12 protein-coding genes are annotated in these 19,672 nt (G+C 46.0%); 8 read left to right on the top strand and 4 right to left on the bottom strand.

Going from position 1 to position 19,672, the window contains the following annotated elements:
- Positions 1-456 precede the first annotated feature (456 nt).
- Positions 457-2,214 carry a DNA repair protein RecN gene (recN, locus tag JGK36_RS07750; RefSeq protein WP_293196653.1) on the bottom strand — a complete coding sequence of 586 codons (1,758 nt, stop codon included), beginning with the start codon at positions 2,212-2,214 and terminating at the stop codon, positions 457-459.
- A 12-nt stretch (positions 2,215-2,226) separates the two neighbouring features.
- Between recN and JGK36_RS07745 the strand changes: the two genes are divergently transcribed.
- On the top strand, positions 2,227-3,699 hold the full coding sequence (locus JGK36_RS07745) for a TAXI family TRAP transporter solute-binding subunit (protein WP_293183308.1): 1,473 nt from the start codon (positions 2,227-2,229) through the stop codon (positions 3,697-3,699).
- A 511-nt stretch (positions 3,700-4,210) separates the two neighbouring features.
- Here JGK36_RS07745 and ruvB read toward each other — a convergent pair.
- Positions 4,211-5,311 carry a Holliday junction branch migration DNA helicase RuvB gene (gene ruvB / locus JGK36_RS07740; RefSeq protein ID WP_293196652.1) on the bottom strand — a complete coding sequence of 367 codons (1,101 nt, stop codon included), beginning with the start codon at positions 5,309-5,311 and terminating at the stop codon, positions 4,211-4,213.
- A gap of 71 nt (positions 5,312-5,382) precedes the next feature.
- Here ruvB and JGK36_RS07735 point away from each other — a divergent pair, with 71 nt between their 5' ends.
- The 7 genes from JGK36_RS07735 (at position 5,383) to JGK36_RS07705 (ending at position 18,265) form a co-directional block, all read left to right on the top strand.
- Positions 5,383-5,922, top strand: coding sequence for a hypothetical protein (locus JGK36_RS07735; protein ID WP_293183312.1), 540 nt, complete (start codon positions 5,383-5,385; stop codon positions 5,920-5,922).
- 326 nt (positions 5,923-6,248) lie between these two features.
- Complete coding sequence (locus JGK36_RS07730; protein WP_293190518.1) at positions 6,249-7,055, top strand: ABC transporter permease; 807 nt, start codon at positions 6,249-6,251, stop codon at positions 7,053-7,055.
- Positions 7,056-7,363: 308 nt separating this feature from the next.
- Positions 7,364-8,776, top strand: coding sequence for an ABC transporter ATP-binding protein (locus JGK36_RS07725; RefSeq protein ID WP_293183314.1), 1,413 nt, complete (start codon positions 7,364-7,366; stop codon positions 8,774-8,776).
- A 15-nt stretch (positions 8,777-8,791) separates the two neighbouring features.
- Entirely contained in the window at positions 8,792-10,312 is a 1,521-nt protein-coding gene (locus JGK36_RS07720; RefSeq protein ID WP_293196651.1) for a class I SAM-dependent methyltransferase, read from the top strand.
- Between the two features lie 176 nt (positions 10,313-10,488).
- The gene (locus tag JGK36_RS07715) at positions 10,489-15,852 is read left to right on the top strand and encodes a glycosyltransferase (protein WP_293196654.1); all 5,364 of its coding nucleotides are present in this window, start codon (positions 10,489-10,491) and stop codon (positions 15,850-15,852) included.
- Between the two features lie 278 nt (positions 15,853-16,130).
- Complete coding sequence (locus tag JGK36_RS07710; RefSeq protein WP_293190496.1) at positions 16,131-16,856, top strand: bifunctional 2-polyprenyl-6-hydroxyphenol methylase/3-demethylubiquinol 3-O-methyltransferase UbiG; 726 nt, start codon at positions 16,131-16,133, stop codon at positions 16,854-16,856.
- A 128-nt stretch (positions 16,857-16,984) separates the two neighbouring features.
- Positions 16,985-18,265: a glycosyltransferase family 4 protein gene (locus JGK36_RS07705; protein ID WP_293183320.1), complete on the top strand. Its 1,281-nt coding sequence runs from the start codon at positions 16,985-16,987 to the stop codon at positions 18,263-18,265.
- A 178-nt stretch (positions 18,266-18,443) separates the two neighbouring features.
- Here the strand turns inward: JGK36_RS07705 and gatC are convergent, their stop codons facing one another.
- Positions 18,444-18,725 (bottom strand): Asp-tRNA(Asn)/Glu-tRNA(Gln) amidotransferase subunit GatC, encoded by a 282-nt coding sequence (gene gatC, locus JGK36_RS07700; protein ID WP_293128462.1) that lies wholly within the window; start codon positions 18,723-18,725, stop codon positions 18,444-18,446.
- Positions 18,726-18,954: 229 nt separating this feature from the next.
- Positions 18,955-19,476, bottom strand: a complete 522-nt coding sequence (locus JGK36_RS07695) for a photosystem I assembly protein Ycf3 (protein ID WP_293183322.1) — start codon at positions 19,474-19,476, stop codon at positions 18,955-18,957.
- Between the last annotated feature and the right edge of the window lie 196 nt (positions 19,477-19,672).

Below are 19,672 nucleotides of genomic sequence, written 5' to 3'. Positions count from 1 at the left end.
TGTGGCTGAAGCCGCGCACTCGCTCCAAGGCGACTGAAGTCGCTAATCGGCTAGACCCCAGCCTTAAAAGGACGGGGCTTGCGCCTCGTTTTTCGGTCATTTTCAGTGTAACCTCCGACTCGGAAAAAAAGTCCGCCTTTTGACCCCCCGATCGCCTGGAGGATCAGATTAGGCTTTGAAGAACTGAGTTTGACGCCGTTCGATCGTCGGTTGTCAGTTGCAGTTTTTTTGCAGTTTTGGGCATTGAAACTGGTTTTTTAAATCTCCATATTTCCTTCAAACCGTTTGGGAGACTCGGAACGGTGAGTAAAAGAAGAGCAAGAAGACTTTCGTTATCTATCGCGATGAAGTCAGAAGACATACACAGCAAGCTCGATCGCGATTCATATTTTACGTTAAGTTTAGGTGGATTTACTGACAAGACTATTTTTGATTGGCGATTCGGGAGCAATGCTGCTACTTTGAGGGTTTTGCCGACTGACTTTGGCGCAATCCGGCGGCTTCGACGAGTAGTGATTCGGCAAAGGCGATCGCCTCATGGGCCGATCGACCGCTGGCGAGTTGGGCGAGCTCTTCCCGGCGCTGCTGGCTGTTGAGGACTGCAACTCTGACTACAGTTCGTTCGCCCGGTTCGGTGTTGGCTGCTTCGCCGATACTTGATTCTGCTGCGATCGTCTGTTTGTTGACGCGAAAATGACAATCAGCCATCGCGGCGATTAGCGGCTGGTGGGTGACGCACAAAACTTGGTGTTTGTCGGAGAGTTGATAGAGCTTTTTGGCGATCGCACCGGCGACTCTCCCGGAGACTCCGGCATCGATTTCGTCAAAAATTAGGGTTCCGGCGCTTTCAATTTGGGAAAAACAGGCTTTGATGGCGAGTAGAAAGCGGCTCATTTCTCCCCCGGAGGCGATCGCCCCTAAAGGTTGCAGCGGTTCCCCCGGGTTGGGGCTGAAACAAAAGGCAATTTGGTCAGCACCGGTGGCGGTTGGGCTACAGGGCGAGATCTCGACTTGAAATTGGACTTTTTCCATAGCTAAGGGCTTAAGTTCTCCCACGAGGTGGGTTTCGAGTTTCAGGGCTGCGGAGCGCCGCAGGATGGTGAGGTGGCTGCAAGCGTCTTTTAATTGCTCTAGAGCAGTCTGATATGCGAGTTCTAAGGCTTCCATTGACTCGCCTCCTTCTAAAAGTTCGTTTAGTTCGTTTTGGATGCTGTGGTAGTAGGCGATCGCTTCTGAGAGCTGCCCGTATTTGCGGCAAATTTGTTTGAGTTCGCGAATCCGATCTTCTACTTCTTCGAGTCTTTCGGGATCTGCTTCTAATTGTTCGCCGTAGCTGCTAATTTGGCTGCTGGCTTCTGTGGCTTGAGCTAGGGCGTCGCTGACCATTTCTAAAATTGGTTGCAACTGGACATCGTAGACTACCATGTCGTTTAAAATTTCCTCGGCTTTGCTCAACAAGTCGGCGGCTGAGGCGCTATCGCCGTCGTTTTGGTAAAGGGCCTGGTGAACTCGGTAACTCTGCTGCTGCAATTCGACGACGTGGCCGAGGCGGATTGATTCTTGTTCTAGCTGTTCGAGTTCCCCGCCGTCTTCGATGTGGGCTTCGCTAAGTTCTCGGACTTGGTATTCTAATAAATCCAGTCTTTGCAGCCGCTGTTGTTCCGACTGACGCCTGCGGTTGAGGGCTGTTTTGGCGCTGGCAGCCCCCAGCCACGCGGTGCTGGTTGTCGATCGCGCTTGAGTGAGTTTTTTACCACCGTACAAATCCAGCCATTCTCGCTGGAGAGTTTCTTGGCCGAGGTGGACGGTTTGGCCTTGGGCCGTAATTTCCACAAGCCGATCGCGCAGTTGCTCCATTAACTGGCGGTTGACGAGAATTCCGTTCAAACGCGATCGACTCCGCAAAGCACCGCTAGATACGTTAATTTCCCGGCTGCAAACGGCTAAATTGCCATCTATGGGTTCGATTTCTTGCTCGAAGAGCCACTTGGCGGCGGATGAGTCTAATTCAAAGGTAGCTTCCAATATTGCCCGCGTTGCTCCGGTGCGAATCGATCGGCGATCGACTTTCCCGCCCAAAACTACATCGATCGCATCTAAGATAATCGATTTTCCAGCCCCGGTTTCCCCTGTAAATACGTTCAAACTCGGGCCAAAGTCTAGATCCAGGCGGTCAATTAGGGCAAAGTTTTCTATTCTGAGGGATAGTAACATGGGGAATTGGGAATGGGGAATTGGGAATGGGGAATTGGGCATAGGGAATGGGGAATGGGGCATTGGGAATGGGGCCCGCGCAGGGCATTGACTCCTCCCCTATCGGGCGCGTCGAATTTCCCGAGTCTTCTTTTGATTTTCAACTACAATACTTGTAATTTTGCCATTATCGATCGAGTCTCAACATCAATGCAAAGTAAATTACTGCTGCCCGTTGCTCTCTTAAGCTTTGTCCTGATTGGAGCTTTTGGCTGGAAGCTTCACCAAGACAAGGAGCGAGTCTATCAATTAACACTGGCCACGGGAACAAAAACTGGGAATTATTACCCTTTCGGACAGGCACTTGCTGATGTCGTCGTGAAACACAATCCGCGCATCCGCATTCAAGTTATTGAAACTCAAGGTGCTGAGGAAAATATGCGGAAGCTTGAGTCGAATGAGGCTCAGTTAGCGATCGTACAAAACGATACGGCTGCGGTACCTTCTGCTCGGGTAATAGCTTCGTTGTTTAAGGAAGTTTTTCATTTAATTGTTTCCGAACAGTCGGGAATTAAAAGTATTTCGGATTTAAAAGGCAAACATATTGCACTGATGGCAAGAGGCAGTGGTTCTTACAGTTCTTTTTGGTTGATGAGCGAACATTATGGTTTAAAAGAAACCGATTTTATGTTTACTCCAAATTCTTGGACAGAGGCTAGTAAATTATTTAGTAATGGCGAGGTTGATGCTATTTTCAGGGTACTGCCTCCCGGCAGCGATCTGGTTAGAAACTTGCTGCAAAATACGCAGGGAAAGCTAGTACAGATCGACCAAGGATCTGCCATGAAAATAAAGTTGCCTTATTTGGAAGCCGATATGATTCCTAAGGGTACTTACAAAGCCGATCCGGCTGTTCCCGATGCAGATTTGGCGACCGTGGGAGTGCAGGCTACTCTGTTGGCCCGGAAGGATGTCGATCCGGAGATCGTGCGGGAAATTACGCGGATTGTGTTCGAGTACCGCCGCAATTTGGTAGCTGCTAATTCGCTGGCGGCAATGATTAGTCAGCCTGGAGGAAATGGGGGTTTGGCTTTGCCCCTACATGAGGGCGCTCAGGCTTATTACGATCGCGAAAAGCCGGATTTTTGGGCTGCTAATTCCGATCTTATGGCTTTATATTTATCTATCGGAACGCTTTTCGCCTCTTGGGTTTGGCAGTTGCGCTCGCGCTTTGTAGAAAAACAAAAAAATCAAGCCGATCAGTTTAATTTGGCGATTTTAAGTTTGATTCAAAAAATTCGTCAAGCGAAAACTTCGCATGAAATTCATTTCTTGCAAGAAGAGTTATTTGAGATTTTTAACCAGGTGATTGTAGATTTGGACGAAGATCGGATTGATTCTGATTCTTTTCAATCTTTTACTTTTACTTGGGAAACTGCTATAAGAATTGCGCGCGAGCGAGAAAAGATGTTGCGGGAGTTGCGTCTGGCTTCGGATAGTGTGTAATTGATTGTGATAGACATATAGCCTTTACCAAAAAGATGAGGTATGTTGTTGGGATGCGAGCCCCAAGAGCGCTTGACTACGTACCAAGAAAGGTATGTTGTTGGGATGCGAGCCCCAAGAGCGCTTGCATCGCAACTACGTACCAAGAAAGGTATGTTGTTGGGATGCGAGCCCTCTTAAAATTTGTTAGATAGCAAGTTATATCAATTTCGGTTGTACTGTCAGGTGATGTTGAATGTTAACTGTTGACTGTTAATTGTTTACGGTTTAAAGAATACCGATGCAACCGGAAACGATATAATGTATCAATCAACAACATGACGAGTTTCGTGCAGGGCTTTGTGATAGAATTTTCAGTGATGATTGAGAATTGCCTTTCCTGATGCACTGTAGCGCTGTTTGTCAGGTGCGTCGCTGTAAGATTATCGATATTTCTTTGGGAATTTTCGAGGGCGACGCACCCTACGACTGTTCCATCGCAATTATTTAAGCACGCTCCATCTAACGCACCCTACAATAATTTAGGTGAGACAAAACCTAGGTGTTTCCAAGCAGCGGCTGTGGCAATTCTACCCCGACTTGTTCGCTGCAAAAATCCGATTTGCATTAAATAAGGTTCGTACACATCCTCAATTGTTTGAGTGTCTTCTCCTGTAGAAGCTGCGAGGGTTTCTAAACCCACGGGGCCGCCGTTAAAGTTTTCGATCATTGCTGTCAAAAGAGACCGATCTGTCCAATCCAAACCTAGCGGATCGACGTTGAACAATTCGAGGGCGACGGAGGCAACTTCGGCGTTGATTGGCTTTAAATTTTTGACTTCGCTGTAGTCTCTGACTCGGCGCAGCAAACGGTTGGCAATCCGGGGTGTTCCGCGAGCGCGGCGGGCAATTTCTTCGGCTCCTTCTGGGGTGATTTGAGTGTCAAGAACTTGGGCGGTTCTTTGGACAATTAGACTAAGTTCGTCTATTTCGTAATATCGCAGTCTTTGGATCAAGCCGAAGCGATCGCGCAATGGAGATGTCAGCGACCCAACTTTGGTGGTGGCGCCTACTAAGGTAAAGGGTTTCAGCGGAATGCTGCGGATTTTGGCGCTTTTTCCTTGACCGATCGTAATATCTAAGCGGCAGTCTTCCATCGCCGGATACAGGATTTCTTCTGTAACTTTCGATAATCGGTGAATTTCGTCGATAAACAGCACGTCGCCTGCTTTCAGGTTGATTAGCAATCCGACAATATCTCGCGGTTTTTCTAGGGCTGGGGCTGTGGTGATTTTGCATTCTACTTCCATTTCTGCTGCTAAAATTAGCGACATTGTGGTTTTGCCCAATCCCGGCGGGCCGTAGAGTAACAGGTGATCCATCGGTTCGCCGCGGGATTTGGCTGCTGCAATTGCGATCGCCAAAACTTCTCTCAAGTCTTTTTGCCCGATATATTCAGCTAACCGCTGGGGCCGGATTTTGTCTTCTTGTTTGCTGTTGATTTCGTCGGGTAGTTCTTGCGATTCTAGTAGCGATTCCGTCTCGGGTTTGGCGGCTTTTTTCCGGGGTGCCGGGGCTATGTCTTCGGGTAGATTTGGGTCGGGTGGTTGTTGTTTGGAGGAGATAATTGCCATAGTTATTTGCGATCGGGCAATGGGAATTGTTTACAATTGTGAGCGGAATCATTACCAGTATTGAGTTCGCTATGAGTATTCCATCTTCTTTATTAGCGTCGGAAAGCATAACTTTTGAGGGGGCGATCGAGCTGACTCAATCTTTATTGCCCCAAATTGAGGGTTCACGACTTTCAGAGGCCCAGATCGAGCAAGCAGTGGCCTCTCTGGTGAAAACTAAGAACGGTGCTCGGGGTTTTTTTGTTACTTATCTGACGGACGAGGGACAGGTGGCAGACCGGCCTTCACCCGGAGTTATCGAGGCGCTGCGATCGGCTCCTGAGATCGTAGCAGAACTGCTGGTGAAAAATTTAGCGATGTCGTCGGCGATGGTTGTCTATCATTCGCGCCATCAAAGCGAGGAAAGAGCCGCGGGTTCTGCTAGAGTGCAGGGGCGATCGCACAATTTGATTCAAATCCTGCAAATGCCCGCCTGTAAAGCTGTAGCGTCCGAAATGCTGGAAAGTTTGCAGAATGCTAGCGGCGAGTACGAGGAATTTTTTGAACGGTGGGGCTACGACGACGAGCAAAAACTGGCGATACGTTCAGCAGTGAGTCAGGCGATCGGGTAAAGTAGACCTCTAGCAAAAATAGCTAGGATGGGCTACAGTCCCGCTCAAAAAATTGATTAAAAGGACTTTTGCAATTTTGTCTCTTATTTTCTTCAGTCTGCGGAGGCAGACTTCGTTTGTCTAGACGCGGTTTCAACCGCCGAGTCCGATCTTTGCCAGCAGATGCTTGATCAAAGCGGCGGGGCTGTGGAATAATTGCGGTTTAGCAAAAGCTGCACAATCGTAGCTGGAGTTGATTTAGGTGTGAAGGTTAGTGAACGAGGGCGAAAAAATTGCTGAGAACGGTGAAAGGAGTTGCCCAAAAAGCCCGATCGGCTCGCGGCAGGATGCCCGCAAGCAGCCAACGGTGGACGAAGCTGCATCTACTGACAACATTGGTGCGCCGGGACTTGGAAGCTCAATACAAAGGTTCGATTCTGGGCAATTTGTGGCCGCTGCTGAATCAGCTATCGCAATTGGTGATTTACACTTATGTATTCTCGATCGTCCTCAAGGTCAAGCTCCAACTTGCAGGGTTCCCCGAAAACAGTGACATTACCTTTGGAGTCTGGCTGTTTGCAGGTTTATTGCCTTGGAGTGCCTTCACCAGCGGTTTGATTAAATCGGGAGTATCCGTGGTTGGGCAGCCAAATTTAGTCAAAAAAGTGGTATTTCCCCTCGGTTTGCTGCCGCTAGTGCCGATTTTGACCGCTTTTATTGAAAGTTCTCTCGGTTTAGCAGCTTTGATTCTGATCGTAGCAGTGTCCACGCAAAAGCTCAACGCTACTTTATGCTTGCTGCCACTGGTTTGGGCGCCTCAGTTGCTGCTAACAGCGGGCTTGGGATATTTGACAGCGGGCTTGACAGTGTTTTTGCGAGACATTCCTCAGACATTAGGTGTTATTCTAAATTTTTGGTTTTATTTGACGCCGATCGTCTATCCAGCATCAATCATCCCCGAAGAATGGCGAGCGTGGATATTTTGGCTCAATCCAATGGCCGCCATCTCCGAGATTTACCGAGATCTGATACTGCTTGGAGAAGTCAAGCATTGGGGTGAATGGGGTGTCGCCACCCTGATTTCTGCTGCTATATTTTGTGCAGGTTTTGCAGTTTACCGCCGTTTGCGCCCCGCTTTTGCTGACGTGCTTTGACAGTTGACAGTTGACAGTTGACAGTTGACAGTTGAGGGCGACCTCTACCTGGAAGTCCGAGGATTCGAGTAATGAATCGTCTTTTTTTGATTTCTCCCTACAAGGGTTCCGGCTTTAAACCAATTTCTCCTGGTAAACTTATTTGAGATCGCAAGTCAATCTAAAATCTAAAATTCCAATAAAGGTTTGTAGTGAGGACTCGCATTCCTCATAAAAATCTGAGGACTAAAGTCCTCACTACAAACCTATTTTTAGTGAGATCGGACATAATATCAATCTAAAATCTAAAATCTAAAATCTAAAATCGGATGACAGAAAATGTAATTTCACTAAAAAATGTTTCTAAATGCTTTAAGCGATACGATCGTCCAGGAGACCGCTTAAAAGAAATTATTTACCCCAGCAAAAAACTCGCTGACGAATTTTGGGCTCTCCACGACATCAATCTGGAAATTCCTCAAGGACAAACTCTAGGAATTGTCGGCCGCAACGGTTCGGGAAAAAGCACTCTTTTGCAAATAATTGTGGGGACTTTGACGCCCACCACCGGCAGCGTGGATGTGAAAGGACGAATTTCCGCTTTGTTGGAACTTGGAAGCGGATTTAACCCGGAATTTACCGGGCGGCAAAATGTATTCTTCAACGCTCAAATACTGGGATTCAGTCAAAAAGAAACTGAAGCAAAGTTTGACGAAATAGCTGCTTTTGCTGATATTGGAGATTTCATCGAACAGCCAGTCAAAACTTATTCCAGCGGTATGTTTGTCAGGCTGGCTTTTGCTGTTGCGACTAGCGTCGAACCGGATATTTTGGTGGTTGACGAAGCACTTTCGGTAGGCGACGAAGCTTTTCAGCGCAAGTGTTTTGCCCGCTTGCAAAGCATTCAAGAAGGTGGCGGCACGATTTTATTTGTCTCTCACGCTGCTACTTCGGTGGTGCAACTTTGTACGTCAGCAATTTTAATGGATAGCGGAGAATTGCTGCTCGCTCACACGCCGAAGGTGGTAATTTCTAAGTATCAAAAGTTGATCTATGCAGATCCAGATAAAGTATTGGGGCTGAAGTCAGATATTCGATCGCTAAATCAACTCACAAAGCAAGAAAGTGACAACAATCTTCAGGATGCTAATTTAGAAAGCACAAAGACGGAGGTGAAACCCGAGCAATATCACTCGAAATCCCAGGAACATTATGATGAATTTTACGATCCGGGGATGATACCGTCGAATACGGTGAGGTATCCGTCTCGCGGAGCGGAAATTATCAACCCCCACATCGAGACTCGGTCGGGAACTGTGGTAAATCACTTGATTGGTCGTCAAGATTATGTTTACACTTACTCTGTCACTTTCTCGCGGTCAACTTCCAAGGTGAGGTTTGGAATGTTGATTAAAACGATTAGCGGTTTTGAGTTAGCTGGTGCTTCTTTAAAGGCTTCCAGTCAGTCCGTTAGGTATGTGGAAGCGGGAACGACAATTGTCGTGAAGTTTCAGTTTAAATGTTTGCTAAATCCTGGGGTTTATTTTTTGAATGCGGGGGTTGTGGGAACGGTAGATGAGGATTTAACTTATCTGGATCGCTGCGTTGATGTGGCGATGTTTAGAGTTCAGTCTTGTACTGAGTCCTGCGGTAACGGCATCGTTGACTTGCTGATCGAACCGTGTTTAACTGTTGTTAATTCTGATTCTCTGGTGAAAAAGGCGTCAACCGAAGTCATCTAAAATTCTGTGAAAACAATGAGCGAGAGCAATTTAGATTTAGTCCAAAATCCGGTAATCGAAGCATTTATTCGAGAGCAAACTAAGTTTCCCGAAGATTTTAAACTAAATATCTGCGAAAACGATGAAATGTATTTGTTTGCGTTGAGCAATGTCAAGGACGATCGCGATCGGGCTTTGGTGCGCTATTATTCGCTGGGGCGCCGCATCCTGGATACGGTTAAACAGGTTGTGGATTGGCATTTTGGCAGTTTTGAAAATGTACCATCTTTTCTAGATTTTGCCTGCGGTTACGGTAGATTTACACGGTTTTTGATTCAGGAAATGCCGCCGGAACAAGTTTGGGTTTCTGATATTTATGCTAATGCGGTTAAGTTTCAAGCTGAATACTTCGGCGTTAGCGGTATTGTTTCGACTGGCAAACCAGAAAATTATTTAATCGATCGCAAATTTGACTGCATTCTGGCTAATTCTTTTTTCAGCCATATGCCGGAAAGAACTTTTACAAGTTGGTTGCAAAATTTGTACGATTTGTTGACTCCTAACGGTATTTTGATGTTCAGCGTTCACGATGAGTGTTTGCGTGCTCCTAATGTAGAAATGCCTGCTAATGGTATTCTGTTCAGCGCCCTCAGCGAAAGTCAGTCTTTAGATAAGGAGGAATACGGCACAACTTATGTAACTGAAAAGTTTGTCAGAGAAGTTGTCGATAAAGTTAGCGCAGGTAAGGCTTTTGTTCACCGCATCGAAAAAGGTATATGCAGGTTTCAGGATTTGTATGTTGTCACAAATCAACTATCTAGAGATTTTTCGGAGTTGAAATTCAATCAGCACCCGGAAGGATATGTTGATGTTGCTGCTTTTACAAATAAGGAGAATTTGTATCTGGAAGGATGGGCGGCAGATCTGAATGGCGGCGGTAAAATTGAGGATTTGCAAGTGCTGGTAAACGGTGAGTTTGTGCAGAGGTGCGAGCCTTTTTACGATCGCCCGGATGTGGCCGGACACTTTGAAACTGATGTGGCTTTGCAGTCGGGTTGGAACTGTTATTTACCGAAAAACTCTGTGGCGCCGCAGGATGTGTTAACCGTTAAAGCAATCAATAACTACGGTTTGACATGGATTTTGGAAACTTGCACTGTGCAATCGCTGGTAAGGCAAAAGCAATCGCGGTCTTTGTTGGGGTCTACTCAACTCAAACTTCAATTGGTTGAAACTCAGCTAGCTGGGGCTAAGATAGAATGGGAGCAAAGTCAAAGTAAGTTAATGATTACTGAAACTCAGTTAGAAGAATCTCATACTAAGTTGGAAGAAACTCAAAATCAATTAATTTCAGTTCACTCGCAGTTGGAACAAACTCAAAGTCAGTTAGTGTCTCTGCAAATGCAGTTGGAGAAGACTGAAAATCAGTTGATGAATGTCAAGCAAGAACTAGAGAAATCGCAATGTCGAGTTGTGGCGATGGAAAGTAGCAAGTTCTGGAAGCTGAGAAGCACGTGGTTTCAAGTCAGGCGAGCGCTCGGTTTAGCGGGAGAATAAGACAAGACCATTTTAGATTTTGGATTTTGGATTTTGGATTTTAGATTGTGGATTGGAGATTGGAGATTGGGAGAGATGAGGGACTAAGTGTTGGGATATTACCTATAAGTTGCATTTTGGGCTAAATCGTGTAGCGAGTAAAAATGGTGTGGGAATTAGGGCGAGGGAGAGAAATTGTGAATATGAATGACAGCAAACCGTCGGTTTTTATTGTTACTGGAATGCACCGTTCCGGTACATCTTTAACGGCTTCTTTGTTTCAGAAAGTCGGAGTTGATATTGGCAAACAGTTGGTGGGCCCGGCGGTGGGAAATGTGAAAGGTCATTTCGAGAATGTTGATTTTGTTGAGTTTCACAAGAGTGTTTTACGATCGCACGGCATAGATGAACTCGGCTGTACGTTTGAACAAACGATTCCGGTAGCAGCGGAATATGTGGAAATTGCCAAACGGGCGATCGCGCAAAACCAACAAACTGACAACCATTGGGGCTGGAAAGACCCGCGAACCGCCCTGTTTTGGGATTTTTGGCTAAATTTGCTTCCCACAGCCAATTTCATCTGCGTTTATCGATCGCCCTGGGAAGTCGTGGATTCGCTGTACCGCCGCGGAACCGATGTCAGCTTGCTGCAAAACCCCGAAATGGCAGTAAAAATGTGGATTCACTACAACCAAAAAGTCTTAGAATTGTCCGAACGTTTTCCCGATCGCTGTCTGTTGGCCAACGTTTACCCGATCGGCAACACTCCGGAATTTTTTATCGATCGAGTCAACGACAAATTTAACGTTAATTTAGGGGCGATACCTGCCGACAATTTTGAAGAATCTTTATTAGTCAACGATATTGTCAAAAGTCACAGACCAAGTTTAATAGAACAATATTTTCCCGAAGCCTTAGAACTATATCAAGTTTTGGAAACCCAAGCTGGCAATCTGGGCAGCGAATCGAATTCTGCCAGCGATAAAATTATTCATTTTCCAGCATCTTCTGTCGGGCCTTTTGAAGATTGGCTAAAAATCCGCTTGCTGGAAAAACAGCAAAAAACCAGCAATTCCGAAATCAAACAGTGGCAAGAAGAATTTCACCAAGCCCAGGCGAAAGTGTTGGGATTGGAGGCAGAATTAGGAGAAACTCAAGTACAACTTGCAGGCAAAGAATCAAATTTTCAAGAAGCTTTAGCAAAACTGCTCGGATTAGAAACAGAATTAGGACAAACTCAGGCACAGCTTGCCGGTCAAGAATCGCAATTTCAAGAAGCTTTAGCAAAAGTCCTGAAGTTAGAAACAGAATTAGGACAAACTCAGGTACAACTTGCAGGCAAAGAATCACAATTTCAAACAGCTTTAGCAAAAGTCTTGGAATTAGAAGCAGAATTAGGACAAACTCAGGTACAGCTTGCCGGCAAAGAATCGCAATTTCAAACAGCTTTAGCAAAAGTCTTGGAATTAGAAGCAGAATTAGGGAAGAGTCAGGTAAAATACGAAGAAAAAGAATTCAAATTGGAGCAAAAGTTAGCTGAGTTACTGTGGTTGGAAACAATACAGAGTCAAACTCAGGAAAAATTAAATGAAAGTCGGGAAGACTTAGAAAAATCGCGCCAGGAAACAGAAAGAGTGCGGGCAGAAATTGAGGCAATCAAGTCTTCTGACTGGTGGCAAATCCGAGAAAATTTGTGGGGTTTTAGGCGCCGAATCCGTGACCTCTTCCCGAAATATATTTTTTCGTTAGACCAACCCACTACTTGGCAAATTAGCGATTCCAATCTACTAATTGTGGGCTGGGTATTTAACACAAAAATTGAGATTAAAGCAGTGCGCGCCCGAATTGATGACAAAATATTTTCGGGCGTTTACGGCATAGAAAGAAGCGATATAGCGATAGCACATTCTAATATTCCGGCTGCGAGGAAAGCGGGTTTTACTATTGAATTGCAAGCGCCTGCCGGACGGCACGAAGTGGTACTAGAAGCCCAAGAAGCAGGCGGAAATTGGCATCTCTTGGCAACTTATCCGCTGTTGGTTTCAACAATTCAAGCATCGTTAGATGTACCCGTGGTGTGGGAACAGCGTCAGGGTCAAATTTTGTTCGCAGGTTGGTGCTGTCACCACGATCGCAAAATTGCTAAATTAAGCTTTGTGTGCGGAGATATTTCTGTAGAATGCGCCTACGGTTTGCGGAGAAAAGATGTCGGCGAAGTGTTTCCCGACTGGGTTAACAGTTCGGAAAGTGGCTTTGAGGCACTTGTCGATTTGCCGCCAGGGGAATGGCAAGTTTCGCTGCAAGCTGAGTTAGATACCGAGGAAATTTTGTATTTTCAAGCGCCACAAATATTGACTGTGCGGCGCTACCATATTTGGCAGCGAAGTGCTGATAAATTTGAGGAGTTTTCGAGTTTTGTAGAGGCAATCCGGCAGCGGGCTAGGGAGAGAAAACAGCGTCTGGGCAGAATTGTGCCGATGCCTTGGGAAATTGTCAAGGTGATGCGCCAGTTGGGGAAGATTTACCAACAGCAAAAACAGTTGACTGCGCCGGGGGATTTGCTACCGCCTGCGGGTTTTGTGGTGCCGAAACCGATTGATAGGTATGACGCTTGGTTGGAGGTGAATCAGTGGAATAGTCGATCGCGCGATTACTTGATTTCTCGGTTAAAATCCTGTGGGGAAGCGCTGCCCAAGATTTCGGTGGTCATGCCAGTGTACAATCCGCAGATAGATTTTCTCGAAAGTGCGATCGACAGTGTAATCAATCAAGTCTATCAAAACTGGGAACTCTGCATCGCTGACGATCGCAGTACCGACGCCACAGTTGCTGACACCTTGAAAAATTGGGCCGAAAAGGACGATCGTATCTGCATACAATTTCGCACAGAAAACGGCAACATCAGCGCCGCAACTAACAGCGCAGCCGCCCTCGCCACAGGCGACATCATCCTATTTTTAGACAACGACGACGAACTAACTCCCGACGCCCTAGGCGAAGTAGCGCTATATTTTGCCACCCATCCAACCACCGATTTTCTCTACTCAGACGACGACAAAATCGACACCAAAGGTCGCCGTTTCGCCCCACAATTCAAACCGCAATGGTCGCCAGAACTGCTGCTTTCCTATATGTATCTCGGTCATTTGTGCGCCGTCAGAAAACAGATTTTTGAAGAAATAGGTGGCTTGCGCCTCGGTTTTGAAGGCTCGCAAGATTACGATTTTGCCTTAAGAGCAACCGAAATTTGTCGCCACGTCGCGCACCTGCCTTTAGTGCTGTATCATTGGCGAACTGCACCCGGTTCTACAGCCATATCTGGGGCCGCAAAACCCGCCAGTTTTGGCGCAGGTCAAAAAGCAATCCAAGATGCACTAAACCGCCGACAAATTAATGGCAATGTCGCTCAGCACGCCTGGGCTACCAAAGAAAATTTGGGCATCTTTGCCCAAGATTTCCCGGATGACGGCCCGTCAGTAACGGTAATTATTCCTACTAAAAATCAGGTGAAATTGCTGAAAGCCTGTCTAGATTCTCTGGAAACTACAACCTACAAAAACTTTCAAATTGCTGTCATAGATAATGAAAGCGACGATCCGAAAACTCTAGAATATTTAAAGCAATTAACTTGCCAAGTTTTGCGAATCAAAAATCCTGGTGGCAAGTTTAGTTTTGCAGCAATCAACAACCGCGCCGTCGAGAAAGTTGACAGCGAATATGTATTGTTTTTGAACAACGATACTGAAGCAATCAACCCGCGCTGGCTGAGTCAAATGGTGGGATACGCTCAAATTCGCGGCGTTGGTGCAGTCGGCGCGCGACTGTTATATCCCGACGGTAGAATTCAGCACGCGGGAGTAATTCACGGCCTCCATCACGGTTTGGCCGGTCACGCTTTTAAGCTGATGGATAAGGAGAATCGAGGCTATCTTTCTCAAGCGATGGTAACGCGAAATTACTCGGCAGTAACTGCTGCTTGCACGATTACTCCCCGTCAATTGTTCTTAGAATTGGGCGGCTTTGATGAGGATGATTTTGCTGTTGCTTACAATGATGTCGATTACGGATATCGATTGTTAGAACGGGGTTATCGGTGCGTGTATTGTCCCGATGCGGAGTTGTTGCACAAGGAGGGAACTTCGAGAGGTTTTACTGACAATCCTCAAGAAGTTGCGGCTTTTCGGCGCAAGTATGCGGGGAAAAATGACAGCTTTTACAGTCCTCATTTGTCTTTAGAAGATGAGTATTTTCATATTCAACCCCGACGGGTTTTTATGAAAGGAGAGGGAAAGAAGAAGGAAGAAGGAAGAGGGAAGAAGGAAGAAGAAAGAGGGAAAAAGGAAGAGGGTTATACATTGGAAGTTTCGGATTCTGGTTTGTTGGTAGCCAATACAAACAATTCTATTCATCCTCTTAAGGTTTTGATGTGCAGCAATTCGCTGGATTTTACGGGGGCACCGCTGCATCAGTACGAAATTGCGGTGAAATTGGCGGCTGAGGGTGTGATTTTGCCGATCGTACTTTGCACGACAGACGGCCCCCTGCGCCAAGCTTACGAACAACAGGGAATTGAAGTCATTGTACGCGACAATCCCCTCGAACACATCTACCAGCGCGATGCTTACGATGAAGCTATCCGGAGTTTTAGTAAGGAAATTGAAAGTTTAAAAGTAGATGCAATTTATGCCAATACTTTAGAAAACTTCTTTGTAGTTGATGCGGCGCGAGAAATCGGAGTTCCGGCGGTGTGGAACGTGCACGAAAGCGAACCTTGGCAAACTTATTTTAACAGGTTTGGCTCGGAGATTGCGGCGAGAGCTTTGGAGTGTTTCCGCTTTCCTTACAAGGTGATTTTTGTGGCGGATGCAACGCGTGACAGGTATTTGCCTCTCAACAGCCACCACAATTTTACAGTGATTCACAACGGCTTAGATTTGAGCAAACTGGAAAATTCCGAGAATTCTGAAGACGCTAGAAACACTTTAGGTGTGGCAGCGGAAGATGTGGTATTGTTGCTGCTGGGAACCGTCTGCGAACGTAAAGGCCAGCAAGATTTAGTTCAAGCACTTTCACTTTTGCCTGAAAAATGGCACAATAAGATTAGGTGTTTCATTGTGGGCGATCGGCCGAGTATTTACAGCAATAAATTAGCCGATATGGTGAACGCATTGCCGGAAGAGTTGCGACAAAGGGTGACAGTAGTCCCGGAAACCGGGGAACCAGGAAAATATTACAAAGCGGCGGATATTTTTGTTTGCACTTCTCGTGTCGAAAGTTTTCCGCGAGTGATTTTGGAAGCGATGGCCTGCGATTTACCAATTATTACATCGCCAGTCTTTGGAATTAAGGAACAAGTGAGGCCGGGAATTAACGGTTTGTTTTATACGCCGGATCGTCCGGATCAATTACTTGCAGCTTTGATTAGTTTGTTGGAGGATAAATCTTTGCGCCAGCAGTTAGCTGGAAATGCTAAATATGTCTTGGATTCACTCAATACTTTTGAGGAGATGACTCAAGCTTATGCAGACATTTTCTGCGAAGCATATTTCAGCAGTCATTAATCATGGGCCAAACAGGTCATTGGCCAAACAGGTCATTGGCCAAACAGGTCATTGGGCAAACAGGGCATTGGTAGAACAGGTAATTGGTAATATCAAATCTGGCTGTACCGGAATTATTAAACCGCAGAGAACACAGAGGACACAGAGGAAGAGAATGGAGAGATGAATCATTCCAATGAAGACCGGATTTGATATAATTGGTAGCACAGGGCAAGGAGAAACGAAGACTTGCGGAACATATTCAAAATCCAGACATCTATACTATAAAATAATCAAAAATGAACGATGAAAAAATGACCGATCGCCCAAGAGTAGATTATGAAACAGCCTGGGACAGTTACGCCCAACAGTGGGAAGAAACTAATCCCGAACTTTCCCATATTGGGGACGAATGGATAGGTAAAGCTGCTGGTGCGGCCAACTCCTTAGCCGAATACGAAGCACTGATAGAACAGGAATTTGTTGCACCGTACATCAAAAAAGAACATACGGTTTTAGAAATTGGTATCGGTGGCGGAAAAACTGGTTCGCTGTTGCTGAAATATTGCGATCGCCTAATTTGCGCCGATATTTCCAGTCAAATGCTGCAAGCCGCGCGATCGCGCTTGGGAGTCGATCGCGTTTCCTACGTCAAACTCGACGGTTTAACATTAGACGGCATCGCCGAGGGTGCAGCCGATGTCTGCTTTTGCTACGATACCATGGTACACGTAGAAGCCGTAGACATATTCAACTACCTAACTCGCATTCCAAAACTGCTGCGGGGCGATCGCATTTGCGTCTTCCACCACGGCAATATTCTCAGCGAATTAGGGTGGCAAAAATTCGCCGGCGAGTGGGACAAAAACTTGCTGGGACGCAGAGATGGCACTGCATTCTCAATAATGACAGATACAATTATGGAAAAATTTCTCAACCATTTAAACTATGAAATCCTCCTGAAAAATACATCTTCAGTACCGCGAGATTGCGTCTGGATTTGCAAAGCACCATTAAACAGTTGACAGTTGACAGTTGACAGTTGACAGCGATGTTTTTAAAGCAGTCTCACACCTGCTGGAATTATAACTAATCGATCGAACATCATGTAAATCCTGTTCATCTTCCTTCCTTTTTCCTTCTTCCTTCTAAAATGAAAGCATTATTTCTCCACCCCAACTTCCCCGCCCAATACCGCCACATTATCACGGCTTTAGGCGCCAATCCCAAAAATCAAATTGTTTTCGGCACTAAAAACGAGCGTCCAGAATGGGACATTCCCGGAGTTCGCAAAGCAGCATTTACCCCCAGCCGCGAACCCCACGCCCAGACTCACCAATACGTGCGCCCTTTAGAAAGTGCCGTCATCTACGGACAAGCCGTATTTAGAATGGCCGAACAACTCAAAGCTGACGGTTTTGTACCCGATGTGATCTGCGGACATTCAGGTTGGGGGCCGACACTATTTGTCAAAGAAGCTTTTCCAAATACGCCACTTTTGTGTTATTTCGAGTGGTTTTATCACGCCATTGGTTCCGACGCAGATTTCGATCCGGCGGAACCTTTAAGTGTTGACGATATGGCGAGAATTAGAATCAAAAATGCGCCGATTCTGATCGATTTATATTCTTGCGATTGGGGTTTGTCGCCGACTTATTGGCAGCGATCGCAATTTCCGCCAGAATTACAACAAAAATTATCCGTACTCCACGACGGCGTAGACACCGATTATTTTAAACCAGATCCCGGTGCTAAACTAATTTTACCGAACTTAGATTTGTCCGGCGTTGATGAAATTGTCACCTACGTATCGCGGGGAATGGAACCTTACCGTGGTTTTCCAGAGTTCATTGAGTCGATCGCCTACGTGCAAGAACGCCGCCCCAACTGTCACGTTGTAATTGTTGGTTCAGACAGAGTTTGTTACGGCCGTTCTTTACCAAATGGCGAGTCTTACAAAGACCATATGCTCAAAAAAGTGCCGCTAGATATGTCGCGAGTACACTTTGTCGGGCCGCTACCTTACGGACTGTATTTAAAAGTAATTCAAGCATCCGACGTACACGTTTATTTAACCAGACCTTTCGTGCTATCTTGGTCGATGATTGAATCTCTATCGGCAGGATGTTTAGTAATCGGTTCCGATACGGGCCCGGTGAGAGAAGTTATCCGCGATGGAGAAAACGGTTTAATCGTCGATTACTTCTCGCCGAAACAAGTAGCCGATCGCATTGACGAAGTTTTAGACCATCCTACCCGCATGGCAGAAATTCGGGTCAAGGCCCGTCAAACCGCCCTAGAACGCTACAGTTTAGCTAATATGTTACCGCAGCAATTACAACTAATCGAGCAGGTTGCAAGTCGATCGATGCCGCCGACAGTTGGTATGCAGCCAGAACGGGAATTGGCCGCATCTTTTGGAGTGAGAATTTAGTGCGATCGTAAGGTACGCCACAAGCACCCTTAGGTACGTTGTTGGGCTTCAGCCCTCTTTCCTAATATTATAAAGAGCGCTGAAGCGCAACTACGTACCTAATTTGTCTGACGACAATAAAACCACCCTGCTGATTAAGGGGGGTTAGGGCGATCGAGTCAGGTACACAGCGGAAATTCTACATAATCTTAGGCACTTTAAAAAACTCCCCATCGCGATCGGGAGCACCCGCCAAAATACTCTCGCCGTTAGCAAACGGTTGCAAATCGTCCGATCGCATAACATTGCTAACATCGATCGCCCGAGTTGTCGGTTTTACCTTACTCGTATCCAGTTCGCTCAACTGCTCAAAATAATCCAAAATACCGTTCAGTTGACCAGTAAACTGCTCTTCTTCTTCCGGCGTTAATTCCAATCGGGCTAAATTCGCTACTTTCCGAACTTCTTCTTTGTCAATCATAAAAATTGGGAATTGGGAATTGGGAATTGGGCATAGGGCATAGGGCATAGGGCATAGGGCATGGGGCATGGGGCATGGGGCATGGGGCAAAGAGGCCAAACAAGTTATGTGTTATTTGTTATTTGTTATTTGTTATTAGAGAAACTACTAACTATTAACTACTAACTATTAACTATGCCCGATGCCCCATTCCCTATTCCCCATTCCCTATTCCCCATTCCCATCATAGTTAAAAATACACATCAATTTGCGATCGCCCTGTCGTCTTCAGCCAATTCTGCACCTCAATGTAATTGTTCGGCGCCAAACGAATAGCCTCCTTCCAGTAATCCGCAGCTTTATCAAACAGCCCTTCCGCCCCTTCAACATTGCCAGCTTCCTTTTCCCTTTCCCCTTGATAGTGGTAAATCACAGCAATATTGTTCAGCGCTTGCGGCATTCTGGGATTCAGTTCAAGCGCTTCGCTGTAATACTCCAAAGCTTTATCGTGTTCGCCGTTGCTAGTATGGATCAGACCCATATTGTACAATACATAACTGCGATCGTAAGGATCTTCTTCCAGCTTCAGCGCTTCAGTATAATTGTCCAGCGCTTCAGCATATTCGCCATCAGCTTGAGCCGACATACCATCCCGATAATAAGCAAAAGCTTCCTTCGCCTTCTTTTTCGCGGGCATAATCTTCAGGATGATATCAGCCATTACCGTGAAACTTTTGTCAATAAAGTTATCGTTGCGTTGAGTTCTTGGCATATGCGATTCTTTTCGTTAGTGGCTAATCTCAAAAATTAGCGGGTAAAGTTTTCCTATGAATACTTGCACAACAATTTTAGTTGAGAGTTGTGCTGAGGATGCGAAAAAGACTTGTGAGACACAAGGACAAACTTGACAACACGCGCAAGTCCTATCTATTGTAGATAACTATTGCAAGACTTGCAAAAAAAACATA

Origin of the sequence: Microcoleus sp. PH2017_35_SFW_U_B, assembly GCF_020737865.1 — a bacterium.
Classification (GTDB): Bacteria; Cyanobacteriota; Cyanobacteriia; order Cyanobacteriales; family Microcoleaceae; genus Microcoleus.
The sequence above is the reverse complement of the archived record's forward strand: the minus strand, read 5'-3'. Positions and strand labels throughout refer to the sequence as shown.

What these genes read in the sequence shown, in the direction of transcription:
- recN (WP_293196653.1), bottom strand. Translation starts at nt 2,214, where the DNA reads ATGTTACTATCCCTCAGAATAGAAAACTTTGCCCTAATTGACCGCCTG.
- JGK36_RS07745 (WP_293183308.1), top strand. Translation starts at nt 2,227, where the DNA reads ATGGGGAATTGGGAATGGGGAATTGGGCATAGGGAATGGGGAATGGGG.
- ruvB (WP_293196652.1), bottom strand. Translation starts at nt 5,311, where the DNA reads ATGGCAATTATCTCCTCCAAACAACAACCACCCGACCCAAATCTACCC.
- JGK36_RS07735 (WP_293183312.1), top strand. Translation starts at nt 5,383, where the DNA reads ATGAGTATTCCATCTTCTTTATTAGCGTCGGAAAGCATAACTTTTGAG.
- JGK36_RS07730 (WP_293190518.1), top strand. Translation starts at nt 6,249, where the DNA reads ATGCCCGCAAGCAGCCAACGGTGGACGAAGCTGCATCTACTGACAACA.
- JGK36_RS07725 (WP_293183314.1), top strand. Translation starts at nt 7,364, where the DNA reads ATGACAGAAAATGTAATTTCACTAAAAAATGTTTCTAAATGCTTTAAG.
- JGK36_RS07720 (WP_293196651.1), top strand. Translation starts at nt 8,792, where the DNA reads ATGAGCGAGAGCAATTTAGATTTAGTCCAAAATCCGGTAATCGAAGCA.
- JGK36_RS07710 (WP_293190496.1), top strand. Translation starts at nt 16,131, where the DNA reads ATGAACGATGAAAAAATGACCGATCGCCCAAGAGTAGATTATGAAACA.
- JGK36_RS07705 (WP_293183320.1), top strand. Translation starts at nt 16,985, where the DNA reads ATGAAAGCATTATTTCTCCACCCCAACTTCCCCGCCCAATACCGCCAC.
- gatC (WP_293128462.1), bottom strand. Translation starts at nt 18,725, where the DNA reads ATGATTGACAAAGAAGAAGTTCGGAAAGTAGCGAATTTAGCCCGATTG.
- JGK36_RS07695 (WP_293183322.1), bottom strand. Translation starts at nt 19,476, where the DNA reads ATGCCAAGAACTCAACGCAACGATAACTTTATTGACAAAAGTTTCACG.